The 20,954-nt window shown below is 41.4% G+C and carries 33 protein-coding genes and 1 pseudogene; 30 read left to right on the top strand and 4 right to left on the bottom strand.

What is annotated here, in order from left to right:
- Positions 1–18 precede the first annotated feature (18 nt).
- The 13 genes from J7E35_RS02925 (at position 19) to J7E35_RS02865 (ending at position 7,254) form a co-directional block, all read left to right on the top strand.
- Positions 19–573: an HAD-IIIA family hydrolase gene (locus tag J7E35_RS02925; RefSeq protein WP_214776806.1), complete on the top strand. Its 555-nt coding sequence runs from the start codon at positions 19–21 to the stop codon at positions 571–573.
- On the top strand, positions 570–710 hold the full coding sequence (locus tag J7E35_RS02920) for a hypothetical protein (protein ID WP_214776804.1): 141 nt from the start codon (positions 570–572) through the stop codon (positions 708–710). The genes J7E35_RS02925 and J7E35_RS02920 overlap by 4 nt, the downstream gene beginning before the upstream one ends.
- Positions 707–871, top strand: coding sequence for a hypothetical protein (locus J7E35_RS02915; RefSeq protein WP_214776802.1), 165 nt, complete (start codon positions 707–709; stop codon positions 869–871). Before J7E35_RS02920 ends, J7E35_RS02915 begins: the two co-directional genes overlap by 4 nt.
- Before the next feature lie 135 nt (positions 872–1,006).
- Complete coding sequence (locus J7E35_RS02910) at positions 1,007–1,636, top strand: class I SAM-dependent methyltransferase (protein WP_214776800.1); 630 nt, start codon at positions 1,007–1,009, stop codon at positions 1,634–1,636.
- 66 nt (positions 1,637–1,702) lie between these two features.
- Positions 1,703–2,239, top strand: a complete 537-nt coding sequence (locus J7E35_RS02905; protein WP_214776798.1) for a hypothetical protein — start codon at positions 1,703–1,705, stop codon at positions 2,237–2,239.
- 460 nt (positions 2,240–2,699) lie between these two features.
- On the top strand, positions 2,700–3,248 hold the full coding sequence (locus tag J7E35_RS02900) for a hypothetical protein (RefSeq protein ID WP_251040730.1): 549 nt from the start codon (positions 2,700–2,702) through the stop codon (positions 3,246–3,248).
- A 12-nt stretch (positions 3,249–3,260) separates the two neighbouring features.
- Complete coding sequence (locus J7E35_RS02895) at positions 3,261–3,737, top strand: NUDIX hydrolase (RefSeq protein ID WP_214776796.1); 477 nt, start codon at positions 3,261–3,263, stop codon at positions 3,735–3,737.
- Positions 3,738–3,783: 46 nt separating this feature from the next.
- Entirely contained in the window at positions 3,784–4,320 is a 537-nt protein-coding gene (locus tag J7E35_RS02890) for a nucleotidyltransferase domain-containing protein (protein WP_251040728.1), read from the top strand.
- Positions 4,321–4,334: 14 nt separating this feature from the next.
- Complete coding sequence (locus J7E35_RS02885; RefSeq protein WP_214776792.1) at positions 4,335–4,694, top strand: cupin domain-containing protein; 360 nt, start codon at positions 4,335–4,337, stop codon at positions 4,692–4,694.
- A gap of 127 nt (positions 4,695–4,821) precedes the next feature.
- Positions 4,822–5,409 carry an O-methyltransferase gene (locus J7E35_RS02880; protein WP_214776790.1) on the top strand — a complete coding sequence of 196 codons (588 nt, stop codon included), beginning with the start codon at positions 4,822–4,824 and terminating at the stop codon, positions 5,407–5,409.
- A 6-nt stretch (positions 5,410–5,415) separates the two neighbouring features.
- The gene (locus J7E35_RS02875; protein ID WP_214777676.1) at positions 5,416–5,847 is read left to right on the top strand and encodes an NUDIX hydrolase; all 432 of its coding nucleotides are present in this window, start codon (positions 5,416–5,418) and stop codon (positions 5,845–5,847) included.
- A gap of 11 nt (positions 5,848–5,858) precedes the next feature.
- Entirely contained in the window at positions 5,859–6,416 is a 558-nt protein-coding gene (locus J7E35_RS02870) for a GNAT family N-acetyltransferase (RefSeq protein WP_214776788.1), read from the top strand.
- A gap of 13 nt (positions 6,417–6,429) precedes the next feature.
- Entirely contained in the window at positions 6,430–7,254 is an 825-nt protein-coding gene (locus J7E35_RS02865) for a DUF2268 domain-containing putative Zn-dependent protease (RefSeq protein ID WP_214776786.1), read from the top strand.
- A 46-nt stretch (positions 7,255–7,300) separates the two neighbouring features.
- Here the strand turns inward: J7E35_RS02865 and J7E35_RS02860 are convergent, their stop codons facing one another.
- Positions 7,301–7,885 (bottom strand): histidine phosphatase family protein, encoded by a 585-nt coding sequence (locus tag J7E35_RS02860; protein WP_214776784.1) that lies wholly within the window; start codon positions 7,883–7,885, stop codon positions 7,301–7,303.
- A gap of 12 nt (positions 7,886–7,897) precedes the next feature.
- Complete coding sequence (locus J7E35_RS02855; RefSeq protein WP_214776782.1) at positions 7,898–8,287, bottom strand: NUDIX domain-containing protein; 390 nt, start codon at positions 8,285–8,287, stop codon at positions 7,898–7,900.
- A 384-nt stretch (positions 8,288–8,671) separates the two neighbouring features.
- On the opposite strand from J7E35_RS02855, the gene J7E35_RS02850 reads away from it, so the two are divergent.
- The 4 genes from J7E35_RS02850 to J7E35_RS02835 all read left to right on the top strand — a co-directional run bounded on the left by J7E35_RS02850 (position 8,672) and on the right by J7E35_RS02835 (position 11,258).
- Positions 8,672–9,844 carry an FAD-dependent monooxygenase gene (locus J7E35_RS02850; protein ID WP_214776780.1) on the top strand — a complete coding sequence of 391 codons (1,173 nt, stop codon included), beginning with the start codon at positions 8,672–8,674 and terminating at the stop codon, positions 9,842–9,844.
- 163 nt (positions 9,845–10,007) lie between these two features.
- The gene (locus J7E35_RS02845; protein WP_251040724.1) at positions 10,008–10,562 is read left to right on the top strand and encodes an NUDIX hydrolase; all 555 of its coding nucleotides are present in this window, start codon (positions 10,008–10,010) and stop codon (positions 10,560–10,562) included.
- Positions 10,563–10,597: 35 nt separating this feature from the next.
- The gene (locus tag J7E35_RS02840) at positions 10,598–10,993 is read left to right on the top strand and encodes a VOC family protein (RefSeq protein WP_214776775.1); all 396 of its coding nucleotides are present in this window, start codon (positions 10,598–10,600) and stop codon (positions 10,991–10,993) included.
- Complete coding sequence (locus J7E35_RS02835) at positions 10,986–11,258, top strand: DUF3977 family protein (RefSeq protein WP_214776773.1); 273 nt, start codon at positions 10,986–10,988, stop codon at positions 11,256–11,258. The genes J7E35_RS02840 and J7E35_RS02835 overlap by 8 nt, the downstream gene beginning before the upstream one ends.
- Before the next feature lie 50 nt (positions 11,259–11,308).
- Here J7E35_RS02835 and J7E35_RS02830 read toward each other — a convergent pair whose 3' ends face one another.
- A complete protein-coding gene (locus J7E35_RS02830) occupies positions 11,309–11,782 on the bottom strand; it encodes a hypothetical protein (protein WP_214776771.1) in 474 nt (157 codons plus the stop codon).
- Positions 11,783–11,888: 106 nt separating this feature from the next.
- On the opposite strand from J7E35_RS02830, the gene J7E35_RS02825 reads away from it, so the two are divergent.
- From J7E35_RS02825 to J7E35_RS02805, 5 genes and pseudogenes are all read left to right on the top strand, one after another.
- The gene (locus J7E35_RS02825; protein WP_251040722.1) at positions 11,889–12,347 is read left to right on the top strand and encodes a GNAT family N-acetyltransferase; all 459 of its coding nucleotides are present in this window, start codon (positions 11,889–11,891) and stop codon (positions 12,345–12,347) included.
- A pseudogene (locus J7E35_RS02820) lies at positions 12,344–12,818 on the top strand (NUDIX domain-containing protein). Before J7E35_RS02825 ends, J7E35_RS02820 begins: the two are co-directional and overlap by 4 nt.
- Positions 12,819–12,850: 32 nt before the next feature.
- Positions 12,851–13,342, top strand: coding sequence for a GNAT family N-acetyltransferase (locus J7E35_RS02815; RefSeq protein ID WP_251009422.1), 492 nt, complete (start codon positions 12,851–12,853; stop codon positions 13,340–13,342).
- A gap of 51 nt (positions 13,343–13,393) precedes the next feature.
- Positions 13,394–13,858, top strand: coding sequence for a GyrI-like domain-containing protein (locus J7E35_RS02810; protein ID WP_214776770.1), 465 nt, complete (start codon positions 13,394–13,396; stop codon positions 13,856–13,858).
- A 79-nt stretch (positions 13,859–13,937) separates the two neighbouring features.
- Entirely contained in the window at positions 13,938–14,303 is a 366-nt protein-coding gene (locus J7E35_RS02805) for a DUF2500 domain-containing protein (RefSeq protein ID WP_214776769.1), read from the top strand.
- A 51-nt stretch (positions 14,304–14,354) separates the two neighbouring features.
- Here the strand turns inward: J7E35_RS02805 and J7E35_RS02800 are convergent, their stop codons facing one another.
- The gene (locus tag J7E35_RS02800) at positions 14,355–14,855 is read right to left on the bottom strand and encodes a CBO0543 family protein (protein ID WP_214776768.1); all 501 of its coding nucleotides are present in this window, start codon (positions 14,853–14,855) and stop codon (positions 14,355–14,357) included.
- Between the two features lie 120 nt (positions 14,856–14,975).
- On the opposite strand from J7E35_RS02800, the gene J7E35_RS02795 reads away from it, so the two are divergent.
- The 8 genes from J7E35_RS02795 (at position 14,976) to J7E35_RS02760 (ending at position 20,367) form a co-directional block, all read left to right on the top strand.
- Complete coding sequence (locus J7E35_RS02795; RefSeq protein ID WP_214776767.1) at positions 14,976–15,302, top strand: hypothetical protein; 327 nt, start codon at positions 14,976–14,978, stop codon at positions 15,300–15,302.
- Between the two features lie 121 nt (positions 15,303–15,423).
- Complete coding sequence (locus J7E35_RS02790; protein WP_214776766.1) at positions 15,424–15,843, top strand: VOC family protein; 420 nt, start codon at positions 15,424–15,426, stop codon at positions 15,841–15,843.
- A complete protein-coding gene (locus J7E35_RS02785) occupies positions 15,840–16,400 on the top strand; it encodes a DEAD/DEAH box helicase family protein (protein ID WP_214776765.1) in 561 nt (186 codons plus the stop codon). Before J7E35_RS02790 ends, J7E35_RS02785 begins: the two co-directional genes overlap by 4 nt.
- 56 nt (positions 16,401–16,456) lie before the next feature.
- The gene (locus tag J7E35_RS02780; protein ID WP_214776764.1) at positions 16,457–17,224 is read left to right on the top strand and encodes a phosphotransferase family protein; all 768 of its coding nucleotides are present in this window, start codon (positions 16,457–16,459) and stop codon (positions 17,222–17,224) included.
- 11 nt (positions 17,225–17,235) lie between these two features.
- On the top strand, positions 17,236–17,670 hold the full coding sequence (locus tag J7E35_RS02775; RefSeq protein ID WP_214776762.1) for a GyrI-like domain-containing protein: 435 nt from the start codon (positions 17,236–17,238) through the stop codon (positions 17,668–17,670).
- 241 nt (positions 17,671–17,911) lie between these two features.
- Positions 17,912–18,652, top strand: a complete 741-nt coding sequence (locus J7E35_RS02770) for a class I SAM-dependent DNA methyltransferase (RefSeq protein ID WP_214776760.1) — start codon at positions 17,912–17,914, stop codon at positions 18,650–18,652.
- Between the two features lie 7 nt (positions 18,653–18,659).
- On the top strand, positions 18,660–19,124 hold the full coding sequence (locus tag J7E35_RS02765) for a GNAT family N-acetyltransferase (protein ID WP_214776758.1): 465 nt from the start codon (positions 18,660–18,662) through the stop codon (positions 19,122–19,124).
- Positions 19,125–19,218: 94 nt separating this feature from the next.
- Positions 19,219–20,367 carry a S41 family peptidase gene (locus J7E35_RS02760; protein ID WP_214776756.1) on the top strand — a complete coding sequence of 383 codons (1,149 nt, stop codon included), beginning with the start codon at positions 19,219–19,221 and terminating at the stop codon, positions 20,365–20,367.
- Positions 20,368–20,954: the final 587 nt, after the last annotated feature.

Here is a 20,954-nt window from a genome sequence, read left to right as displayed (position 1 = left end):
TTTGTAGGGGGAGATATCGTGTTGCATATCCAGGCTGTTTTTATCGACCGGGATGGGACTCTCGGCGGAAGTGACAAAGTGATTTATCCGTGGGATTTCAAGTTATTCCCGGGTGTCAAGGAATCAATTAAGCTATTAAAAGACAACAATATTTTAGTTTATTCTTTTACGAACCAGCCAGGGATTGCGAACGGTGAAGCTGATGTCGATCAGTTTGAAGAAGAGTTGAACACTTTTGGATTTAACAAGGCTTATATTTGTCCTCATCACCATGAGGAAGGCTGCGCTTGCAGGAAACCTTCTCCCGGAATGCTAAAAAAAGCTGCGTCAGAAAATAATCTGCAATTACATCGATGTGCAGTGATTGGGGATAGATGGACAGACATGGTGGCTGCTGATGAAGCTGGTTGTTTCAAGATATTGGTCAAAACGGGAAGCGGCCAGGAAGCCTATGATAAATACATAAACAAACAGTATTTTGGCCGATGGGGACAAATTCAGCCGGATTTTATTGCGAGAGATTTGAATGAGGCAATAGACTGGCTTATGGGGAAGGAAGGAGTAAAGAAGTGACGGTCATTATAGCCATTCTTTTATTTGCATTTATGGTCGATTTTACAAAGCTCAGGAAGCAAAATGAGAAAATGATTGAGCAGAACGATCAAATCATTTCACTGCTGGAGGAGATGGCGAAAAGAGGAAAAGAATGAGTCAGCGGAATATAAGATTGATACAGGAATATGGCAAGGAAGTAGTGGTGGAATTAATCGAAGATTCGAAGGAGACCGAAGGGTTTTATAGAGCTGTGGAAAGAATCACGGAAAAGCCGGTCGCGGAATTCGAACAAGATGAACTTGGTTTTTATCGTTAAATGAATTTTATGAAGGGTGGCGATTGAGATGAAACAGGCAAGAAGGATTATGGGCATCAGAAAAATAATGGAGAACATCGCAGTCTAAAATTGCGAGGGAGTGCTCGATGTTCTCAAATAATTGGAGGAGCATTCATGTTAAATAAACAAGGTTTTGATTTGTGGGCAGACGGCTATGACAAAACAGTACAGGTTAGTGAAGAAAATGGAGTATACCCATTTGCGGGGTATCGAGCAATTTTGAATACAATTTTTAATGAAGTGATGGAAAAAGAAAATGCGAGAGTTCTGGATATCGGCTTTGGTACAGGTGTTTTAACATCAAAACTGTATGAAAGTGGATATCATATTGATGGAATCGATTTTTCGGAGAGAATGATTGCCCTGGCACAGCCTAAAATGCCGAAGGCCAACCTGATTGAATGGAATATTGCCAACGGCTTGCCCGCAGAATTAAAAAGAAAAAAATACGAGTATATCGTAAGCACCTACGCTTTGCACCATTTAACTGACGTAGAGAAGGTTTCTTTTATAAAGGAATTATTGCCATTGTTAACGGATGGCGGCAAAATCCTGATTGGGGACATTGCCTTTGAAACGAGGCGGGAGCTCGAAGATTGTAAAAAAGACAGCAAAGAATTCTGGGATGATGATGAATTCTACTTTGTTTTCAATGAATTCGGTTCTGATTTAGAGGATAGCTGCAAACTGGAATTCCTGCCAATTTCCCACTGTGGCGGAGTGATAGAAGTTACGAAGAAATGATTAGGTTAGCACTGCTTTGGTTAGGCAGTGCTGATTCTATTTTTAAAAAATGGAGGCAGATGAAGGGTGAAACCAAAACTAGTATCCTTTTCCATAGCAGTCATTCTTTTAGCTGCGGCTTTGACAACACTCCCAACAGCCAGCCACGCTTGCAAATGTGTGGAAGAGAAAAGCGTTGAAAAAGAAATGGAAAGCTCCAAAGCGGTATTCATCGGGAAAATCCTTTATATAAAAAACAAGAATAATAATAGAAAGATATTATTTGAGGTGAAAGAAACATGGAAAGGTGTATCACAAACAGAAATCATATTGAAGGATGAATGGGACAGCTGTTCTATTGATTTTTTTGACGGAGAATCTTACTTGGTATATGCCTATGACTTCCAGGGTGAATTGACAACCAATATTTGTGACCGAACCAAAGAATTAAGCAGCGCCGGGGAGGATTTAGCGGCACTAGGAAAAGGGTCGAGGCCAACCGAAGAAGTGAATCTGCAAAATAAGTTGCAAAGCCCAGTCGTCCGCTACATCTATATCTGGCTTCCATTGGTTAGTTTAATGATAGTATCCCTCATATTTATTAGAAAGCGGTCCGGAAATTGATAGGATGATGGACAAAAAGAGCGAGACTGAATGGAAAAGTGTCCGTCATAGACGTAATGACGGACAAAAAAGTAGGGATTGAGGGAGAGAGTGTCCATCATGAATGTGATGATGGACAAAAAGGTCGGAATCGAGAGAAAAAGCGTCCGTCATAGACGTAATGACGGACAAAAAAGTCGGGATCAAGAGAAGAAGTGTCCATCATAGACGTGATGACGGACAAAAAGAGCAAGATCCCGGAAGAAAGTGTCCATCATAGGTGTGATGGCGCTATTTTTTTTGGAAAATAGAAGGATATCTGCTGCTTCTGTCGAATTCTGTTTACCTAGAAAATTTTTACTTATTAGGGAGGAAATATGGGTTACATAGAGGATTTGCGAAAGGATATCGGTCATCAGCCTTTGATTTTGGCAGGGGTTGCAGTGGCCGTGATCCATGAGTTGCCTGGCCAGCTTAATCCATGAATAAAAAATCTTATGAAGCTTATGAGGTTTCTCAGATGCAAAATAAGCTGAATAAGAAGTTAGCCAGTCTATACAAAGGTGAATTGTTTGCAGTGTTCACTTTTGCTCTAATGTGGATTCTGTATATTCAGCTTTTTGAATGGTCAGTCCCTTACCTAACCTCCTATTCGTCTTTATATGCCTTCGTCCTGTTGGAGTTTATTTTGCTTCAGGGGAGCTATTATTGGTATTTGAAGCTGAAACAGGTTCAACAAAATGATTTTACTGCTCTGCCTAATGGTCAGTTAAGAACTTTCGCGAATTTTAAAAGGCTGAATTCCTGGTTGATATTAATAGGTGTGTTTATATTAATCTATCAATTCATCAGCAAACCAATTGAATTAAATTGGTTCATTTTTCTCTTTCTTTTTGCTGTGGTTGAATATATTAATTACTACCATGTTCGCCTGTCCTATCAAACCATTGATGAAATTAAAGAATTAATGAAGCAAAAGGGCTTTTGGAAATCTAGATTGGCAAAAGAATTAGATGCATTTTTAAAATGAGGAGGACGAACAATGGATGCAACGTTTTACATGGAAAAAGCTGTTTTTAATTATCGGGTAGCGGCGGTTATGATTGTGGACAACCATGTGCTGATCCATAGGCAGGCTAAGGACGAGCACTGGGCGTTGCCGGGAGGAAGGGTCGAGCTTCAGGAGGATTCACAGACAAGCGTGGTGAGAGAAGTAAAAGAAGAGTTAGGGATAGATGTAAAGGTGGAAAAACTTCTCTGGTTCACTGAGAACTTCTTTGATTATAACAATAAAAACTATCATGAAATAGGGCTGTATTATCAAGTTTCTCCTCAAAATGGCAGGTTCAATTTCCACAAGGAAGAGTTCTTTGGAGAAGAGGGTGATCGGCTGGTCTATCAGTGGGTGCCAATCAGCGGCCTTGAAGAATTCAAACTATACCCCGAGTTCATTAGGACATCTTTGAGCGAATTGCCTGAGGCGCCACAGCATCTGATCGTTCATAAGTATAGTATTTGAGGACAAGTAAATGTCATTTGAAGCATGTTTTAGAATGCATTCACTAATGTCAGACTTCAAAAGGCCATGGTATATAGCAGGCGGGTGGGTAGCAGACCTTTATCTTGGCTATGTTTCCAGAGAACATAAGGATATTGAAATTGTGGTATTTAGAGAAGACCAAACCTTCCTGAAGGATTATTTGGGAAAATGGAATATCGACAAAGTCGAAGACCATGAACTAAAAACCTGGGGAATGGAATTCTTACATTTGCCAGTACATGAATTGCATCCCAGCAATAAACAATCCGGTGCCAGGTTTGAAATTCTTTTTAATGAAACGGACGGGTTGGAATGGGTGTATCGAAGGGATTCGAGAGTGAAGATGCCGCTTACGGAGGTAGGGAGTTTTACGCCAAGCGGTCTACCTTATTTAAATCCATTAATAGTCCTTCTTTATAAATCAAAGCATATACGACCAAAGGATCAGCAGGACTTCTTAATTATTTATGACAAGCTTTCCAGCAAACAGAAGAATTGGCTATCCAATGCCTTGGTTTTACAAGACCCAGAACACCTGTGGCTGGAAAAATTGAGGGCATAATAGGGGGGAGAAAAGTGGAATTCTACAGCTTCAATAAAAACAGCGGAGTTAATATAACAAAATTTGATTCAGACTTTGTGATGTCCCGAATTGTGAGAACAACTAATGCTACTCATATTGGTTTTATGTACCTTGAAGAAAACGGAATGATTGGATACCACCAGGCGACCATGCCACAGCTGCTGTTGGTGGTGAGCGGAGAGGGCCTTGTAAGAGGAGAGTCAGATGAATATTTTAAAGTCGAGACTGGTACCGCGATTTTCTGGAACAAAGGTGAATGGCATGAAACGAAAACAGAAGCTGGATTAAATGCAATCGTCATTGAAAGCGAAGAGTTGAATCCGGCAGCTTATATGCCGCTTGCCCGCAATTAAGAAGAATAATCTTTAGAAGTTAAATGCCAGGTTTGAATACTTGAAGGTCAAGAATGAATACACCGATCATAAAAAAGATTTTGTTAAAAAGATCTTCAGCTTAAGGTCTAAAGGAGTTTAGCTATTCATGGTTTCGTATAAATCCAATACATTTATTCCACAACTGGTCTCAATCATGAAAGAATTAGCTGAGAATCAATCGTTCGAAGGTTCATGTACGGATGCAGCTGGAAGATTGTTAGCGGTACTTTCCGGACAAGTGAAACAGGGTAAGATTCTTGAAATTGGCACAGGCTTTGGCGTGGGAAGTGCGTGGATGCTGTCTGCTATTCAACCTCATGTACAATTTGTTTCAGTAGATTTAGAGGAACATAAGGTTAAGTTAGTTCGAAATAATCTTAACCACACGCAAGCAACGTTCATATGTGGAGACTGGAAAGAAATCATTAGGTCCGGACCTTTCCAGTTCGTTTTTGCAGATGCTTCTGCCGCTAAAAGTATTGAAGGAGAATTATTGATTGATATTCTGGAGGTGGGCGGATTGTTATTTATGGACGATTTCACTCCAGAAGAACATTGGCCTGAACAGTGGCGAGGCAAGAGAGACCCGGTCAGGGAGTTCTGGTTGAATCATGAAAACCTATCAGCAACCGAAATTTATCTAACGCCCACATCCTCTGCCGTTTTAGCTGTAAAAAATAACATGAATAGGTGATTGATAGTGAAAAAAGGAGTCATCAGGCCACTGGCTATTTGTCTATTTAAAAAAGGCGAGTCGATTCTGGCAGCAGAAGGTTATGATTCGGTGAAGAAGGATTACTACTACCGGCCGATTGGCGGTGGAATTGAATACGGTGAAAAAAGCTTGGACGCACTTAAAAGAGAAGTGCATGAAGAAATTTCCGCTGAGATTAAGAATATGAACTACCTAGGAACAATAGAAAATATTTTTACGTTTAACGGTGAATTGGGCCATGAAATTGTGGTCGTTTATGAGGCGGAGTTTGTGGATAAAGCCTTCTATGATTTGGAAACTTTTACAGGGAAGGAAGATGACGGATCTATTTTTTCATTAAAGTGGATTCCTGTAAGTGAATTTGGATCTGGCAAATTGAGATTGGTTCCTGATGGATTGCTGGATTTAATCAGCTAGGAGTGGAAAGGGTGGTAAAGGTGGATTTGTATACTGAAACCGAAAGACTGGTTTTACGCCCTTTTAAACGAGATGATTATCATAATTGGTATCGGCAGTTTGACAACCGGTTGCCATCTCAATACAGGTATGACGATGGACGCCCATCCAATCTGGGTGCATACACGGAAGAGTGGTTTACCCAATGGGTAAGTAATTTTGAGCGGTCAGTGAAGGAAGATAAAATGTATAATCTTGGAGTTTTTAGAAATGAAGATGGTGTGAATGTTGGAAAAGTAGAACTAATGACCCTTATGAGAATGGATTATCAATGGGCAATGATGGGTTACTCTATCCATAATCAATGCTGGAAAAAAGGCTATGGAATTGAAAGTGTCGTTGCTGCGACGGAACTATATTTCAATAGACTCGATTTTCATAGAATTGAAATGCATATTAATGAAGACAACCTTCCGTCGATCAACTTGGCCAAAAGAGCAGGTTTTATTTTTGAATGTATTAGGAAGGATTTTTCTCTTGAAGATGGCCGCTGGACTGATTTTTGTATTTATTATCAAAACCTAAGCTAGGAAGGTGACACAAATGAACAAGGTGATTCAGCTGACCCCTATGGACCTTTACCTGCATAGAGGTAACTTAGATTCTTTTCTGTTTAAAAATCTAAGTCCATTAGTAAATGAAAATACATGGATGAAAGAGTGGAAACAAATTGCGGAAAGATTTCAGCTGTTTAAATTCAAAGAACTCACAGAAGTGGAAGCTGGAGCTTATTCCTGGGATGCCGAAAGGGTAAATGAAATCATTGATGATACAATTAACAACGCTCGTAATCATCTTTCCTTTGATGAGGTAACAGTGACTGTTTTTCCAGCGTTACCATTCCCATGGCACAAGAACCTTCCTCAATCAATGTGGACAAATGGATTTACCAACGGTCCAAACAACATCCAGATGGCGATCCCGCCTGAACCAGACGAAGACTTTCTCAGTTATATGATTGCCCACGAACTCCATCATGCGACACCTTGTAATCCTATCTATGACCTTACCCTTGATTCTTTTTCCCTGGCCGAATGGTTCAGGATGGAGGGGGGCGCGGAATTTTTCAGCTTAAGTCTTTACCCGGATAAGCGCTGGTGGAAGGATGAATTCACCTCAGAAGTAGAGTTGAATTATTGGAGGGAAGCGAAAAGCGTATATGATTCTACCGATGGTAAGACCAAAAACCTTTTTGCTTTTGGCAATCCGAAGCAGGGAATCCCATATATGGCTGGCTATGCATTCGCTTATCATCTTTTCCTGGCTTTCGCGGAGGTTTATCCTGATAAAACGTTTGAAGATTTACTGCACATAAAACCTGAATTGTTCCTTGAAAACTATCAAAAAACTGGATGGGGGAAAATGTAGTTAAGGAAAGGGCAGTCAGACTTTGTCGGTAGCTGCCTTTATTCTCTTAAATACGAAGGAATTTTTCCTTCCAAAGCCGTTCACAAGCTGCTAATTCAAATTGGTCATTAATTAAGAGCTTATAAATATCTGGTTTGGTGGTTTGCTTCCAGAACTCGAAGTCATATTTTTTATCAAAATAGTTCATGGTGCAGGCCATAATATTACCGTGAATACCTATAGCTATTTTCTGGCTTTTATACTTCTTCACTGAGTCTCTTAACCCATCAATCCCTCGTTGCTGCACTTCAAGATTGGTTTCTCCTCCAGGAAATTTGAATGCAGGGTTTGAGAAGACCTTTTGCATGGCTTCCTCTGGATTTTCAAAATGATGATTCCTGGCAGCCAGGTCCCGTTCTCTGAACCTGGGATCTAATTCAATTTCCAGATCCAGCAGTTTTGCCAGTCCTTCGACCGTTTGTCTTGCTCTGACATAAGAACTTGAAATGATTTGATTGATATTTTCCTGTGAAAGAATTTGAGTGATTCTCTCTGCATCTCTCCAGCCTTTTTCGGAAAGTTCCCGTGTCTCCTCATTCTCCAGGGAGAAGACCGAATGTGCATGTCTTACGAAATATACTTCTGTAATCATCTTTTAACCCTCTCAGATTTTTAACTTCATAGCTTCTAATACCTTAGCAACGTGAAGATCATCCTTCACCGATTCAAGCGAATGCCATTTCACTTCTTTTAATGTTTGTTTGTCGCCAAGTTCAGGGTCGTGGCCGAGCGTGGCTTCTTTGCCGTTTAATGGGCGAACTAAAAAACACCTTTCCTCCCCACCGCTGTATCGACCAGTAAAAAGATAGTCGACTACTTCCACATCCAAATTCACTTCTTCTTTCACTTCGCGAATTACAGCTTCTTCATACGTTTCACCTGCTTCAAGACCTCCGCCAGGAAGTGTCCAGAAAGAACCGTCCGGATAGACATGTTTGGTCATAAGTATATAATTGTTCTTAATGATGGCAGCAAATGCTCTCAGTCTAGTCAAAAAATTACCCACCTTACTAGTAATATTATAGAAATTTTACTATATTTTAACATATTAGAAGAATCTATTGGACAATTAGAATTTGGATATCGATAAAAATGTCCGATAGAAAGACTCTATCAGACAAACGGAAGGCGGTAGCCGAGAAAAGTGTCCGATAGAAAGACTCTATCGGACAAACGGAAGGCGGTAGCCGAGAAAAGTGTCCGATAGAAAGACTCTATCGGCCAAACGGAAGGCGGTAGCCGAGAAAAGTGTCCGATAGAAGGTCTCTATCGGCCAAACGGACTGCGGAAACCGAGAAAAGCGTCCGATAGAAGGTGTCTATCGGCCAAACGGAAGGCTGAAACCTAGAAAAGTGTCCGATAGAAGGGGGCAGGGCAAATGGTCAATTCAAAATACAATCCAGGTACAGCGATTATCGGTGCTGGTATTGGGGGACTATCCGCGGCGATTGCCTTGCAGCAGCTTGGCCAAAATGTGAAAGTTTTTGAGAGAGCTTCGGAACTAGAGGAGATGGGTGCGGGTATTGTGTTGTCTGCCAACGCAATCAAGGCATTGGAAAAACTCGGGATAGCGGAACAGGTGCGCCAGGCTGGCTCGCCAGTAAAAAAAGCAGAAATTATGACGCCTGATGGACAACTTATTGTCAATATGCCGGTTCACATGCAGGCAGAAAGATATGGGACGTACAGCTATTTACTATACCGTCCTGAATTACAAAGAATTTTATATGAAAAGTTAGAGCCTAATACACTAGTGCTTGGAAAAAAGTTTTTACGACTGGAACAGGACCTTGAAAAAATCACAAGCTTTTTTGAGGATGGCGAAACACTAAATTCAGGCCTTCTCATTGGAGCGGATGGAGTACATTCCCGAGTAAGGCAGTATATTATGGAGGAATCCAAGCTGCGCTATTCAGGCTTCACTGCTGTCAGAGGAATTTCAAATTATGAAGATGCCCGTTTTCCGGCCGAACTGGGCGGAGGCTTCGAGGCCTGGGGAAAAGGGAAGAGATTTGGTTTTTCACATTTAGGAAAAGGTCGTGTGTTTTGGTTCGCTGCAATCAACACGCCTAAAGGGACACTCGTGAAGGAGGAAAATAAAAGACATCTCGCTTTGCAGCAATTCAAAGGTTGGTGGGGCCCAATTACAGATGTCATTGATTCTACAAAAGAGGAGAACATCCTTGTCCATGAAATTTTTGATCGCAAGCCACTCAAAAAATGGCATAAAGGAAGAGTGACTCTGTTGGGAGATGCAGCTCATCCCATGCTGCCGAACCTGGGGCAAGGCGGAGCCCAGGCGATGGAGGATGCTATAATTCTCACACGCTATCTCAAGCAATATCCTCAAGAAGTTGAGGAAGCATACAGTCTATATGAGCAAGAGAGAATACCGCGCGTCACAAAAATTATTCAGGGCTCAAGAATGATGGCAATAATGATGCAACTTGAAAACCCTGCGGCGATTGTAGTCAGAAATCAAATTTTACGGCATGTGCCAGATCAACTTAAAATGAACAGACTGGATTGGATACTTGGATACAAAGCTTAAAAAGAGCTGCTTTCGAGCAGCTTATTTTTATATATTAACCATCTTCAAGAGAACAATATTTTCTAAAAGAAGGAAAATACAGTGTAAATGTAGAAAACTTTTATGAAAAGTGGAGGGATATCCAATGCAGACGAAACATGTCCGCACATCCGGGGCTTATATCATGTATAAAGGATTATTTCCTTTTCAGGTGGGACCAACACGAAAAGGGGACAAGCTTGGCGTGGTCAGGCTTGGTGGTCATCGGGAAAAAGGAGAAAGTGCCCAGGAGACAGCAATACGCGAAGTTTTCGAAGAATCTTCCATGATAATCAAGCTTGTCAATTCCCCGGTCACTTTTTTCAAAAAAGAATGGAATGACACAGCTATTAAAATACAATCAACTGAAAATATGGCGCCAATACTGGTAAAAGGGGCAGGTCCAACTGCTTCAACAGCAATGTATCTGGCCTATTCAAATACGGCTCCTGTACCGTCTTCCGAAACAAGTGGTCTTCTGCTGTTATCACGAGAGGACATCTCACTTATATGTAAGCAGAAAATCACGTTGGAAAAGTTTATTGAACAGGGAGGCAAGGTTATGTTAAGTCAAAAGATTAACTTAGGACTGAGCCTCGAACCTTTTCCCCAGCTGCTCTTTTTAGCTGAATTATTTGAGAAAGAAGCTAGCTTAATCGAACAAGTTATTTCAGTGCTGGAGTCTGGCGTGGATAGGTGATATTACACTAGAAGGTTAAGAAGGGGGCTGATGGAGTGTTTGTTGAAATGACATACCAGGTAAGAGTTTCTGATTTCGATAAAGGCCTAAAATGGTATAAATCTCTATTGAAAAAAGAACCTGATTTTACACCGCATAATGGCTTTGCCGAGTGGGAATTGATACCCGGTTGCTGGCTGCAGGTAGCAGAGGGAACGCCAGCAGAAGGAAGCGGCCCGCTGCGTTTAGGTGTTAAATCAATTGAAGTCGAAAGGTCCAGGTTGATCAATGAAATAAATATCGAGTCATTTGAAATTTTTTCGAGAGAAGAAGTCCCAGTAAAATGGGCAACATTTTCCGATCCCTGGGGAAATCGCATAGGATATTTTGAGTACATAGAAGAAAAGGAAATGAATGAGAGAATAAATGTCGTCTTAGGAAAAAATGGCTGAATTGTTTCCAACAAAATATATTGAAATCGGTATCGGAAATACCTGGCTTGTCAGAACAGAATTTGAAATGGAGAACGGGGATGAATATCAGGAAAAGGGGATTAAGGGGCCTGTATATTTTCACTCAGCTTATATAAGAATCTGGTTCCGGAAGTCAGTGATCATTATCGATTCCAAGGAAGGTATAAAAACCATGATGAAGAACGATAAGAAAATTAAATTTATTTTTGGAATCGTAAGCAAGCAGTGTGGTTTGTCCAAATAGAGAAGCACAAATCTTCAGATTTTGGACATCTGAAGATTAGTACCGTAAATTCATCTGTAAAATCCCCTGGAATTTCTCCTTCCGGTGTAATAAAGGAGATCGGATGTTAAAAAAACACCTACAGGCGGAATAGCTCCTGTGTTGATTGGCGGACCGGTCAACGCTATATCAGTGGTAGCAATCCAGCTGCCCGATTCACCGGCTTGCAGGGATGGAGGTTTCATTAGAAACTTGCCGCTTAACACCAAATGGCGGACATTGATATCTGGATCATCATATATCGTCAATTGGCCAGCAAACGAAGCATAAGGTGAATCGAATTGGATTGTTTTTGCATTTTCATCCCAAGTTCCCTGGATCGGGATTGGATTCCCCCGAAAATTAGCGGTTCCAGTCAAGGTATTCCCTGAGAGGGAATTGATTGTGATTGTCCCTCTGACAATCGGTTTCCCGGCAATCTCCGCGTCAATCCCCCAGAGTGAAGGAACCGGCAAACTTTGCGCCGCATTCTGTCTATTATACAACTTGATCTCTCCTTATTTTATAGATAAAGGGTTTCAGCCTATTAAAGAGTATATGCAGAAATCATTTAAATGGGGAATGGGCAAGCATGGCTAGGAGGATGAGCACTTGAAAATAGATTTTGAAGTATACTGCTGCATTCCTGAGAACGGAGTTTTAGAAGGTATTTTAGATGTCCACAGAGTTATATTCGGTACATCTGATGGAGTTATAGAAAAAATACAGAATAAGCCTCATCTTCTGTTCAGTGTTGCTTTTGAAGGCTCCAAAGTGATTGGTTACAAAATAGGGTATGAACTCACGAATGAAAAGTTTTACAGCTGGCTTGGCGGAGTAGACCCGGATTATCGCCATTTAGGAGTGGCTTCTAAGTTAATGAACATTCAACATCGCTATTTGGAAAACGAAGGATACAAAACAGTTCAAACAAAGACATTGAATAAATGGCGCAGTATGTTAATTTTAAACATCAAAAGCGGTTTTGACATTAGAGAGACATATATCGACCGGCACGGGAATTTGAAGATTGTATTGGAAAAGGAATTAACTAAAGAGGAGAAGAGATGAACGATTACATCAACTATAAGCTATGGACTGTGTGTATGATTCAAAATGAAGACAAAGTTTTACTGATCGACCGACAGCATGATCATTTTAAAGGTTTTATTCCTCCGGGTGGCAAAGTCGATTTTCCCGAAAGTATCATGGAAAGTGCTGTTAGGGAGGTAAAAGAGGAAACAGGTCTGGAAGTTTGGAATTTAAAGTATAAGGGTCTATATGAATATGTAAATCCTGTTTCATTGGACCGTTATATGATTTTTAACTATATAACCAGTGATTTTAAGGGTGAGCTGCTGGAGGACGGGCCGGAAGGAAGGAGCGGTTTGGGTCAACATGGAAGAGGCCTATCACCTCCCTATGCAGGAATCCATCAGAAGAAGGCTTCCATTTTTTTTTCGAGAGGGAACGTTCGAGATCCAGGTTACATGGAATCAAGAAGAGAACAAAGAGGGCAAGGTTGCGATAAAAAACACTTAAATTACTGGTGATTCATTTTAGGAGAGATCATGATGTCAATTGTTGAAAAAGAAATCGTATCTTTGGTCTTTTACCAGCCAGAATATAAAGCGCTGCTGTCGAATTACAATTTGTCTGAGGAGCAGCAAAGGTATACAGCACTTCCGGTCGATGCATTGGAAAAATGCGATTCTGAGCCAGACAGGCACCCAATGATCATATTGTATGGGCGGCAGCCTGCAGGATTCTTTGTCCTCCATGGATGGGAAGGTGTTAAAGCTTATAGCGAAAATAAAGAAGCAATTTTATTACGTGCTTACTCAATAAATGCAGAGTATCAGGGGAAAGGTATTGCATCACAGTCTATTACGCTATTGGGCCCCTTTGTTAAGAAGCATTTTCCAAATGTAAATGAAATCATATTGGCTGTAAATCATGCAAATGTAGTTGCACAGAATGTTTATAAGAAAGGCGGCTTCGTGGACAAGGGCATTACTGCAATGGGGAGAGAGGGAGAAATGTTTATATATCATCTTGATGTTTAAATGGATTTGACAGGCAGCTCGCGTATAGTGTTAAAAAAGGGGGAGTCAAATATGCCAGAAGTAAAACAGTTACCAGGATTGAAGTTGGTGGGGTTCCGGGTGTTGTGTCCAGGTGACCAATATGTCATCGAGATTCCGAAAGCTTCAAAGTGGTTGAGTGAGCGTACGGGTGAAATTGCCAATGTAGTAAATCCGGGTTTTCAGTATGGAGCTTTTGTGGTCGAACATAGTTCCAATGAGGAAGACGGATATTTGGTATGTGTTGAGGTTTCAGAATATGAAGGGATTCCCGAAGACATGGTTGGCCTAACCATACCTGGTCAAATGTACGCCGTTTTAAGACACAGAGGTGCTAACGGTGAAATCAGGCAGGCGTATACCGAGCTGCATCAATGGATTGAAGCTAATGGCTACCTGAGATTAACGGAAAAATGGCATTTGGAAGCCTTTCATAAATGGTCCGATCCTGCCAATATAGATGTGGAACTAATGGATACAGTTGCCTTTGAAGTGTAAAACATGGAAGTATTTGAAACCTGATATCGTCCTCAATCGTAGATAAATACATATAGATGAATACAGGGGGAAGATTATCATGATGGTAGAAGCACAAGGGGATTGGATGTTTACTTTTGTCCCGATTTTTATGGGAGCAATCTTTATTTTAGTAATGGGAATCATAATTTTTACAATCATTAAAAGCATAGGGAGCTGGAGTAAAAACAATCAGTCACCACGTGTGAATTCTAACGCTCAAGTAGTGACGAAAAGAACGAGCGTGCGTGGCGGGGGAGAAACGAATGCCCGCAGCCTATATTATGTGACGTTTGAATTCGATAGTGGAGACCGGCTGGAGCTGCAGGTTGACGGTCAGGAGTATGGCCATTTGGTTGAAGGGGATTATGGAGAACTGACTTTCCAGGGAACGCGTTATCTAGGTTTTACAAGACATCGATCATGATTTATTCGTTTAAAAGACCAAATCAATTTTAGATTTGGTCTTTTTTGTGTACTAATCCACGGAAAGGTCATCCCTGTTGATCATACGGATGGTTGAAATGATGCCTCGGCACACTAACATTTTAATGGCTAAGCTGATAAAGGAGTGCTGCCAGCTCCATCCCCTTTTCCAGGTGATAAAATTTGTTTTCCTGGCCGCGAATGTTTCGACTAATACTTGCGGGAGGAGAAAGGGAAATAGTTTTAGGATAATCCCCAGCGGCTTGCTATTGAGTGTCCATTGATTGTAATAAAGAAGCATTAAAGGGTAATGGACATAGTCAAAAGGTAAATGGATCTTGAAGCTTTTTTTGAAAGGCCGGATATTGTATTTCAGATAACCTCTTGAAACAAGGTATCGATCTGCCATCGAGTTGCCCAAAATACTGACAAGATAAACGATAACCCAATCCTTGAATGAACGTTTTACAATCGCAAAGGGTAAAAGGAAAATGCCTATAATTGTCAAAATATAAAGAAATCCTACGGATAAATTCTTTTGGTTTTTTCGCACGAGTACCACCTCATCATTAAAATGTAACATAGAGGATAATTTATGCATGGCAATCTTTTTCTATAAAAACTGCGCTGGAGGGAATAATGCATTTAAAAGAGTAAAAAGCAGGTGAGACCTTTGCCAAGAAAAGCCGCAGATCACTCAGAGGAAAAGGAAAATGAACAGCAAGAAAAAGTGACGCACCAGGCCGGACCAAAAGATGAAGTGGAACGATTAAACCATATGTTGGCAGCTGTGCTTAACTATATATCCGATGATGAAGTCGAGGTCATTGATATTGAATATTTGCTCAACAACACAGAAGGACTCCGGGAGTGGTGGGACCAATACCGTGAAAGAAACAGAAAAGAGATTGAAGACGAAATCTCAAAGGCGCTTGGCGGACTATCCATCGAGGAGTTAGAAGATCTCAGGGAGAAAATAAAGGGGAAAGATAAAGAGTGAAGAAGGACCGACAAGAAGCACTCCCAAATTAGGGAGTGCTTTATATATTCTAAAGGAAAATATAGACAAATAAGAAGGTAAATACCAGAATGTAGAGAATCTATATACTGAGGTGAGGCGAATGAGAAACCAATTAATCAGGGTAGGAACAATTTATATACCGGTAGCGGATCCAAAGGAATCGTCGAATTGGTATCGAGATATGCTTATGGCTAAGCTGAATTATCTGGATGAAGACAAGGCGATTATGGACCTGGCTGATATCAGTCTGTTTTTGGTGAAGTCTCAGGGGCAGAGTTCAAACTTTACGGACATTAATGGGGAGGAAAGGTTCATTCTAACCTATGAAGTGTATGGTCTCGAGTCTCTGGCAAATTTACATAATGAGTTTATGGAACGTGGAATCAAAGTCGGTGAGATTGAAAACAGAGGCCATGCAGGCAGGAATTTTGTTTTTAGTGACCCCGACGGAAATAAGTTCGACGTGTGGAGTGAGTTAAGCCCACATTATAAAGAGAAGCTTGTGAAGGAGGAAACATGAAATTTGTTTTAATTTTTGGGCCCCAGGCTGTCGGTAAAATGACGGTAGGGCATGAACTTGAAAAGATAACTGATTTAAAGCTTTTTCATAATCATATGACGATTGATCTGGTTAATCCTTTTTTTGACTACGGGACAAAGGAAGGGAAGCGATTAGTCGGACTCTTTCGCCAGGAAATTTTTAAGTCAATGGCAAAAAGCGACCAATATGGCTTGGTCTTTACATATGTCTGGGCATTTGATATGCAGGAAGACTGGGGTTATGTAAATCAAGTATGCAAGATATTCGAGTCAGAGGGCGGAACGGTGTATTTTGTGGAATTGGAAGCGAATGTGGATGAAAGACTCGAACGTAATAAAAGCCCTCATCGGCTCCAGCATAAGCCATCAAAACGAAATCTGCAATGGTCGGAGCAGGACCTGGTAAAGTCGATGGACCAATACCGCCTGAATTCATATGCAGGTGAGATTGATAGAGAGAATTATATTCGAATAAATAACACGCATTTAAACGCAGCTGAAGCGGCACAGCAGATAAAGGAGTATTTTAGTTTGTAAGTTTGCAAGGAAGGGGTTATTTTGTTGCCGGATGGCAAAGGTTTGGGGGAACAAACATGGAAATGAGGAATAGTCAGGCATTCTTTAAGGATGTTCTAGGTGAGATAAAAAAGATTGTTAAGCTTCCTGATCAAGGTTGCACTTCTGAAGTTAGCCGGATTTTCACCGGAGACGGGACTTACCTCCTGAAAAGTGCCTTTAAGGAAAAATATCGAGAGTGGCTAAAGTCCGAGGCGGAGGTTCTTGAGAGTTTGTCATTACAGAGATCAATACCGGTACCAAGATTATATGGATTCATGGAAGATGAGCATGCAAGCCATTTGCTGATGTCGTTTGAGAAAGGAATCTCTCTGACTGCTGCATTAAAAAATGCCGGATCAAGCTGTGAACAGCAGAGACTAATCCGCAGTTTTGGCCAGTTTATGATGCAGCTTCATGAACAAGAGCCTGTATTCATGACAGATTCTGACTGGCTGGAAACCCAGCTGAATAGAGCTCGTAAATACGCTGAATCAGGTCAAGCAGATGGCAGCCTGGAATTGCTGGAACAGTTGATCGCCAATAAACCCAATTATGTAAAACAAACTATGGTCCACGGAGATTGCACATCAGATAATGTGCTGGTGATTGAAGGGGAAGTCAGGGTGTTCATTGACGTAGCTGGTATGACCCTTGGCGATCCACGTTATGATGAGGCTTTGGCTACTCGAAAGATAAGAAACAATCCTGAATTGTTGGCTGCGTTTTATGAAGGATATACTCGTTACAGAGTTACGGATGAAGAATTCCAATATTTTGAAGAAGGTTTATATGAATTTTTTTAGGAGACTATATTATGTGCCAGGTTGTGAAAAAGGAATTTAAAATCATTGCTGAGAAACACACAGGGCTTTACAAAGATTATGCTGAGTTAATCCCGAAGGCAGCACATCAATTTTTACAGAGAGCGTCAAATCTAGCGGGAACTGAAGTTGCGGTGTACGAGCCTAAAGCGAGTGAGAGCCATACTGAGGGAACTTTCTATGTAGGGGTATTGGCAAGTGAGGCGGATACCTTACCCGAAGGAGCGGAATTTCTTGATATACAGCATACATATGGAATGATTAGAGGAAAAGGGACAGAGATGGGCAGTTTATATTCAACGCTGGATCAATGGATTGATGAACAGGGCTACTCGCGGGATACTTTGGAAAATTTCATCTTAGAAACCTACCATCCAGCGGAAAATGACGTGGAGGAAGTAGAAATATATATTCCTATTAAAGCTTAAGATATATGGTAATATATTAAGGATTTGTCTTTCTTTAGGGCTCTTTTCGAAACTTTATTGCTTGCATAAGCAAAAGTAAAAACCGGCACTTGGGTTTTTTACAAGTTTTAATGCAATCCCAGTTTAAACGTTTTCTCTCGAAAAGAGCTATTACCTTTCCAAACGTGGAAGCAAAGAGTAGTTCGGAAGCTGTAAAAATGAAATGTGAAAATAGCATTTATTAGGATGCGGAGGGGATAGGATGGAGTTCAGAGGTGCCTCTGTTTATGACGAAGGGGAATTTTACGAGAGTTATATGAAGCGGAGAAACAGGCCGGAAAGTCCAAACAATATCATTGAAAAGCCTATTTTGCTAGAGATGATAGGAAATGCAACTGGAAAAAGAATTCTGGATTTAGGATGCGGTGATGCGGAAATTGGGGTTGAGCTATTACAACGAGGCGGAGCTTCTTATCTAGGAGTGGAAGGCTCGCAGAATATGGTGCTGGCTGCAGCTGAAAGTCTGGAAGGAACTATTGGCCGGGTAATACACTCTTCAATGGAAGAATGGCAACCGCAGCCAGAGGAATCTGATCTTGTCGTTTCACGTTTTGCTCTCCATTATTTAGCTGATTTATCGAGCATCTTTAAAAAGGTTCATGATTCACTAGTGCCTGGCGGGAAGTTCATCTTCAGCGTTCAGCATCCGGTTCTTACCTCCTCGACGAAAAGTGCAGAAGGCTCGGGCAGAAGAATTGATTGGGTAGTGGATGACTATTTTAAGCAGGGCGAACGGGTCGAACCGTGGATTGGGAAAAAGGTAATAAAATACCATCGGACAGTCGAGGAGTACTTCCAGCTTTTATTGGCTGCCGGTTTCATGGTTAAGGATTTGAGAGAAGGAATCCCGAGGCGGGAGAACTTTTCCAGCCTGGAAGAGTACGAACGCAGGATGAGAATTCCGCTGGTATTGATGATTTCCAGTACGAAGCGAGGGGAATGACAACCGGATGGAAATTCGGCCAGCAAAGCCAGAGGATGTTAAGGAAATACTGTCTATATTAAATTCCGTGTCATTGGCTTTACTTGATAAAGGGATCAACCAGTGGTCCTATCCCTGGGATGAGGAAAAGCTTGTGGATCAGCTAGGGTTTTTGTACGTGGGAACAGTTGGAGGGAATGTTATTGCTACATTCGGAATGAAAGTTTTGAATGATTGGCATGTAGGAAAGAGCGGAAAGTTTCTGTATCAAATTGCCATTCAACCGGAGTATCAGGGAAAGGGATATGGCTCTGTAATTACATGCTGGGCAGGCGAATATGCCCGGCGGCTAGGAGGAGAACTGTATCTAGATTGTTGGGCAGGAAGTGCGAAATTAAAAGACTTTTACAGTGAGAATGGCTTCGAATTTGTCGGCGATTTTCCAGAAGAGGAGTATTACATAAGCGTTTTTAAATGTAAGCAGGAGGGGTAGTATGGAAGCTATTTTTAAAGAAATTGTCCATATTATGCACAATGACTACGCAGGATGGAAGGACAAGGAACGCTGAGACCGGCCTGAGCATTTTTTGGGGAAGATTCAAGGTGATAATTTTGCTAGTGTTGTAAATGAATACTTACTTGACTTCAGAGATAATCATATCTATTTTACAGAAACGGATGCTGAGAAAAATGTCGGGAAAGATAGAGGGTTTAAGGTAAGACGGTATGAGGAGAGGCTTTATGTCACCGAGGTCGGATCAGAGGAGCGTCTTGAAAAAGGTATGGCATTCACAGCGATTGGCGGGTGGTCCATTCCGGAGCTAAGGGAGCGGCATGCGAGGCTGTTGAATGAGAGCCATACCGAACGGGAAAAATGGGCGCCAATACTTGCGCTTTATGAGTATGGTGAAACGGATGCCGGGCAGGAGATACGGTTTCGTTTTTATCCAAAGGGTGAGTATCAGCCCGTATATTCTGTCGAGCCCTTGAATGATAAGACTCTTTTGATGACGATAACGGATTTTGCGGATCCGGATTCGATTATAAAGATGATCGAGGAGCATAAAGACCTCCTTGAGTCTATTGAAAACTGGATAATTGATGTAAGAGTGAATTATGGCGGAGGTGACGCAAGTTATTTTAACCTTCTGCCATATTTGATGCCAGAAGAAGGAGTGGAGCTGGCGGACCCGGATGAAAAAATGCTTTTCAACTGTACCGGAGCCAACTCAGACAGGCAGCTTGCAATGGTAGAGGAGCAGATGAAAGGCGTACGGGATGAACAGACATTGGTTTTCTTGAGAGCATGGCAGCGAGAATGGGATCGGAATAGCGGTAAAGGTTTTGTCGAATTCGATTTTAGTGAATTTATTCCAGATACTTTTGTTAAGGGAAAGTCCGTGCCTAAATCCATTATTGTAATGACGGATGTTTATTGTGGCAGTGCCGGGGACTCGTTTGTTGAAACTTGCAAGAAATCCAGTAAAATCACCGTAATTGGAAGACCCACTGCAGGGTTGAACGATTATGCGAACCTGGCAATCCACCGTTGGGAAGAGGGCTATGAACTATGGTATCCGACCTCGCGTTTGTCCAGAATTGATCATGGTCGGGGCATGACAGGAGTGGGGATTGAACCCCATATTTATATTCCATGGTCACCGAGACATCTGGAAGATGATGTCGACCTGGCTGCAGCGATGAAACTGGTATCCTCTAACTTATCTACATATTAATAGAAAATACGGTAAAAAGTTTACAAAATAGCCGTATTTCTTTTAATTCATCTTTACAATAGTGTGTTAAAGTATAAATGTAAGGTACTCTCAATATAAGGAGTGTTGGCGATGGTTTACAAAGTCATCATAAATTTCTTATTGGTATGTGCCCACTTCTATCTGCTTTAACAATTGTTTAAAATGTCTTAACAAATAACGGCAATGAACTTTATTTTACTCTATTAAAATAGATACTAGGCAGGATAGCAAGTGTGGCTATCGCAGCAACCGGCGCAGGTGGGGCCGGTTGTTTTTTTTTGTGAGTTTTCTTTTTTTGAGAACGGAGCGGTGGTCTTCGCAGTTATGACGGCTACTGGAAAGCTCTATCGGGCAAACAGAGGCCATGAACGAGGAAAAGTGTCCGATAGAAGGGCTCTATCGGCCAAACGGAAGGGATGGAGCGAGAAAAGTGTCCGTTAGAAGGGCTCTATCGGCCAAACGGAAGGGATGGAGCGAGAAAAGTGTCCGATAGAAGGGCTCTATCGGCCAAACGGAAGGGATGAAGCGAGAAAAGTGTCCGATAGAAAGTCAAGTCCATATTAATG

It is taken from the genome of Bacillus sp. ISL-45 (assembly GCF_018613195.1).
Classification (GTDB): Bacteria; Bacillota; Bacilli; order Bacillales; family Cytobacillaceae; genus Mesobacillus.
This window is presented reverse-complemented; position numbering and strand designations above follow the sequence as displayed.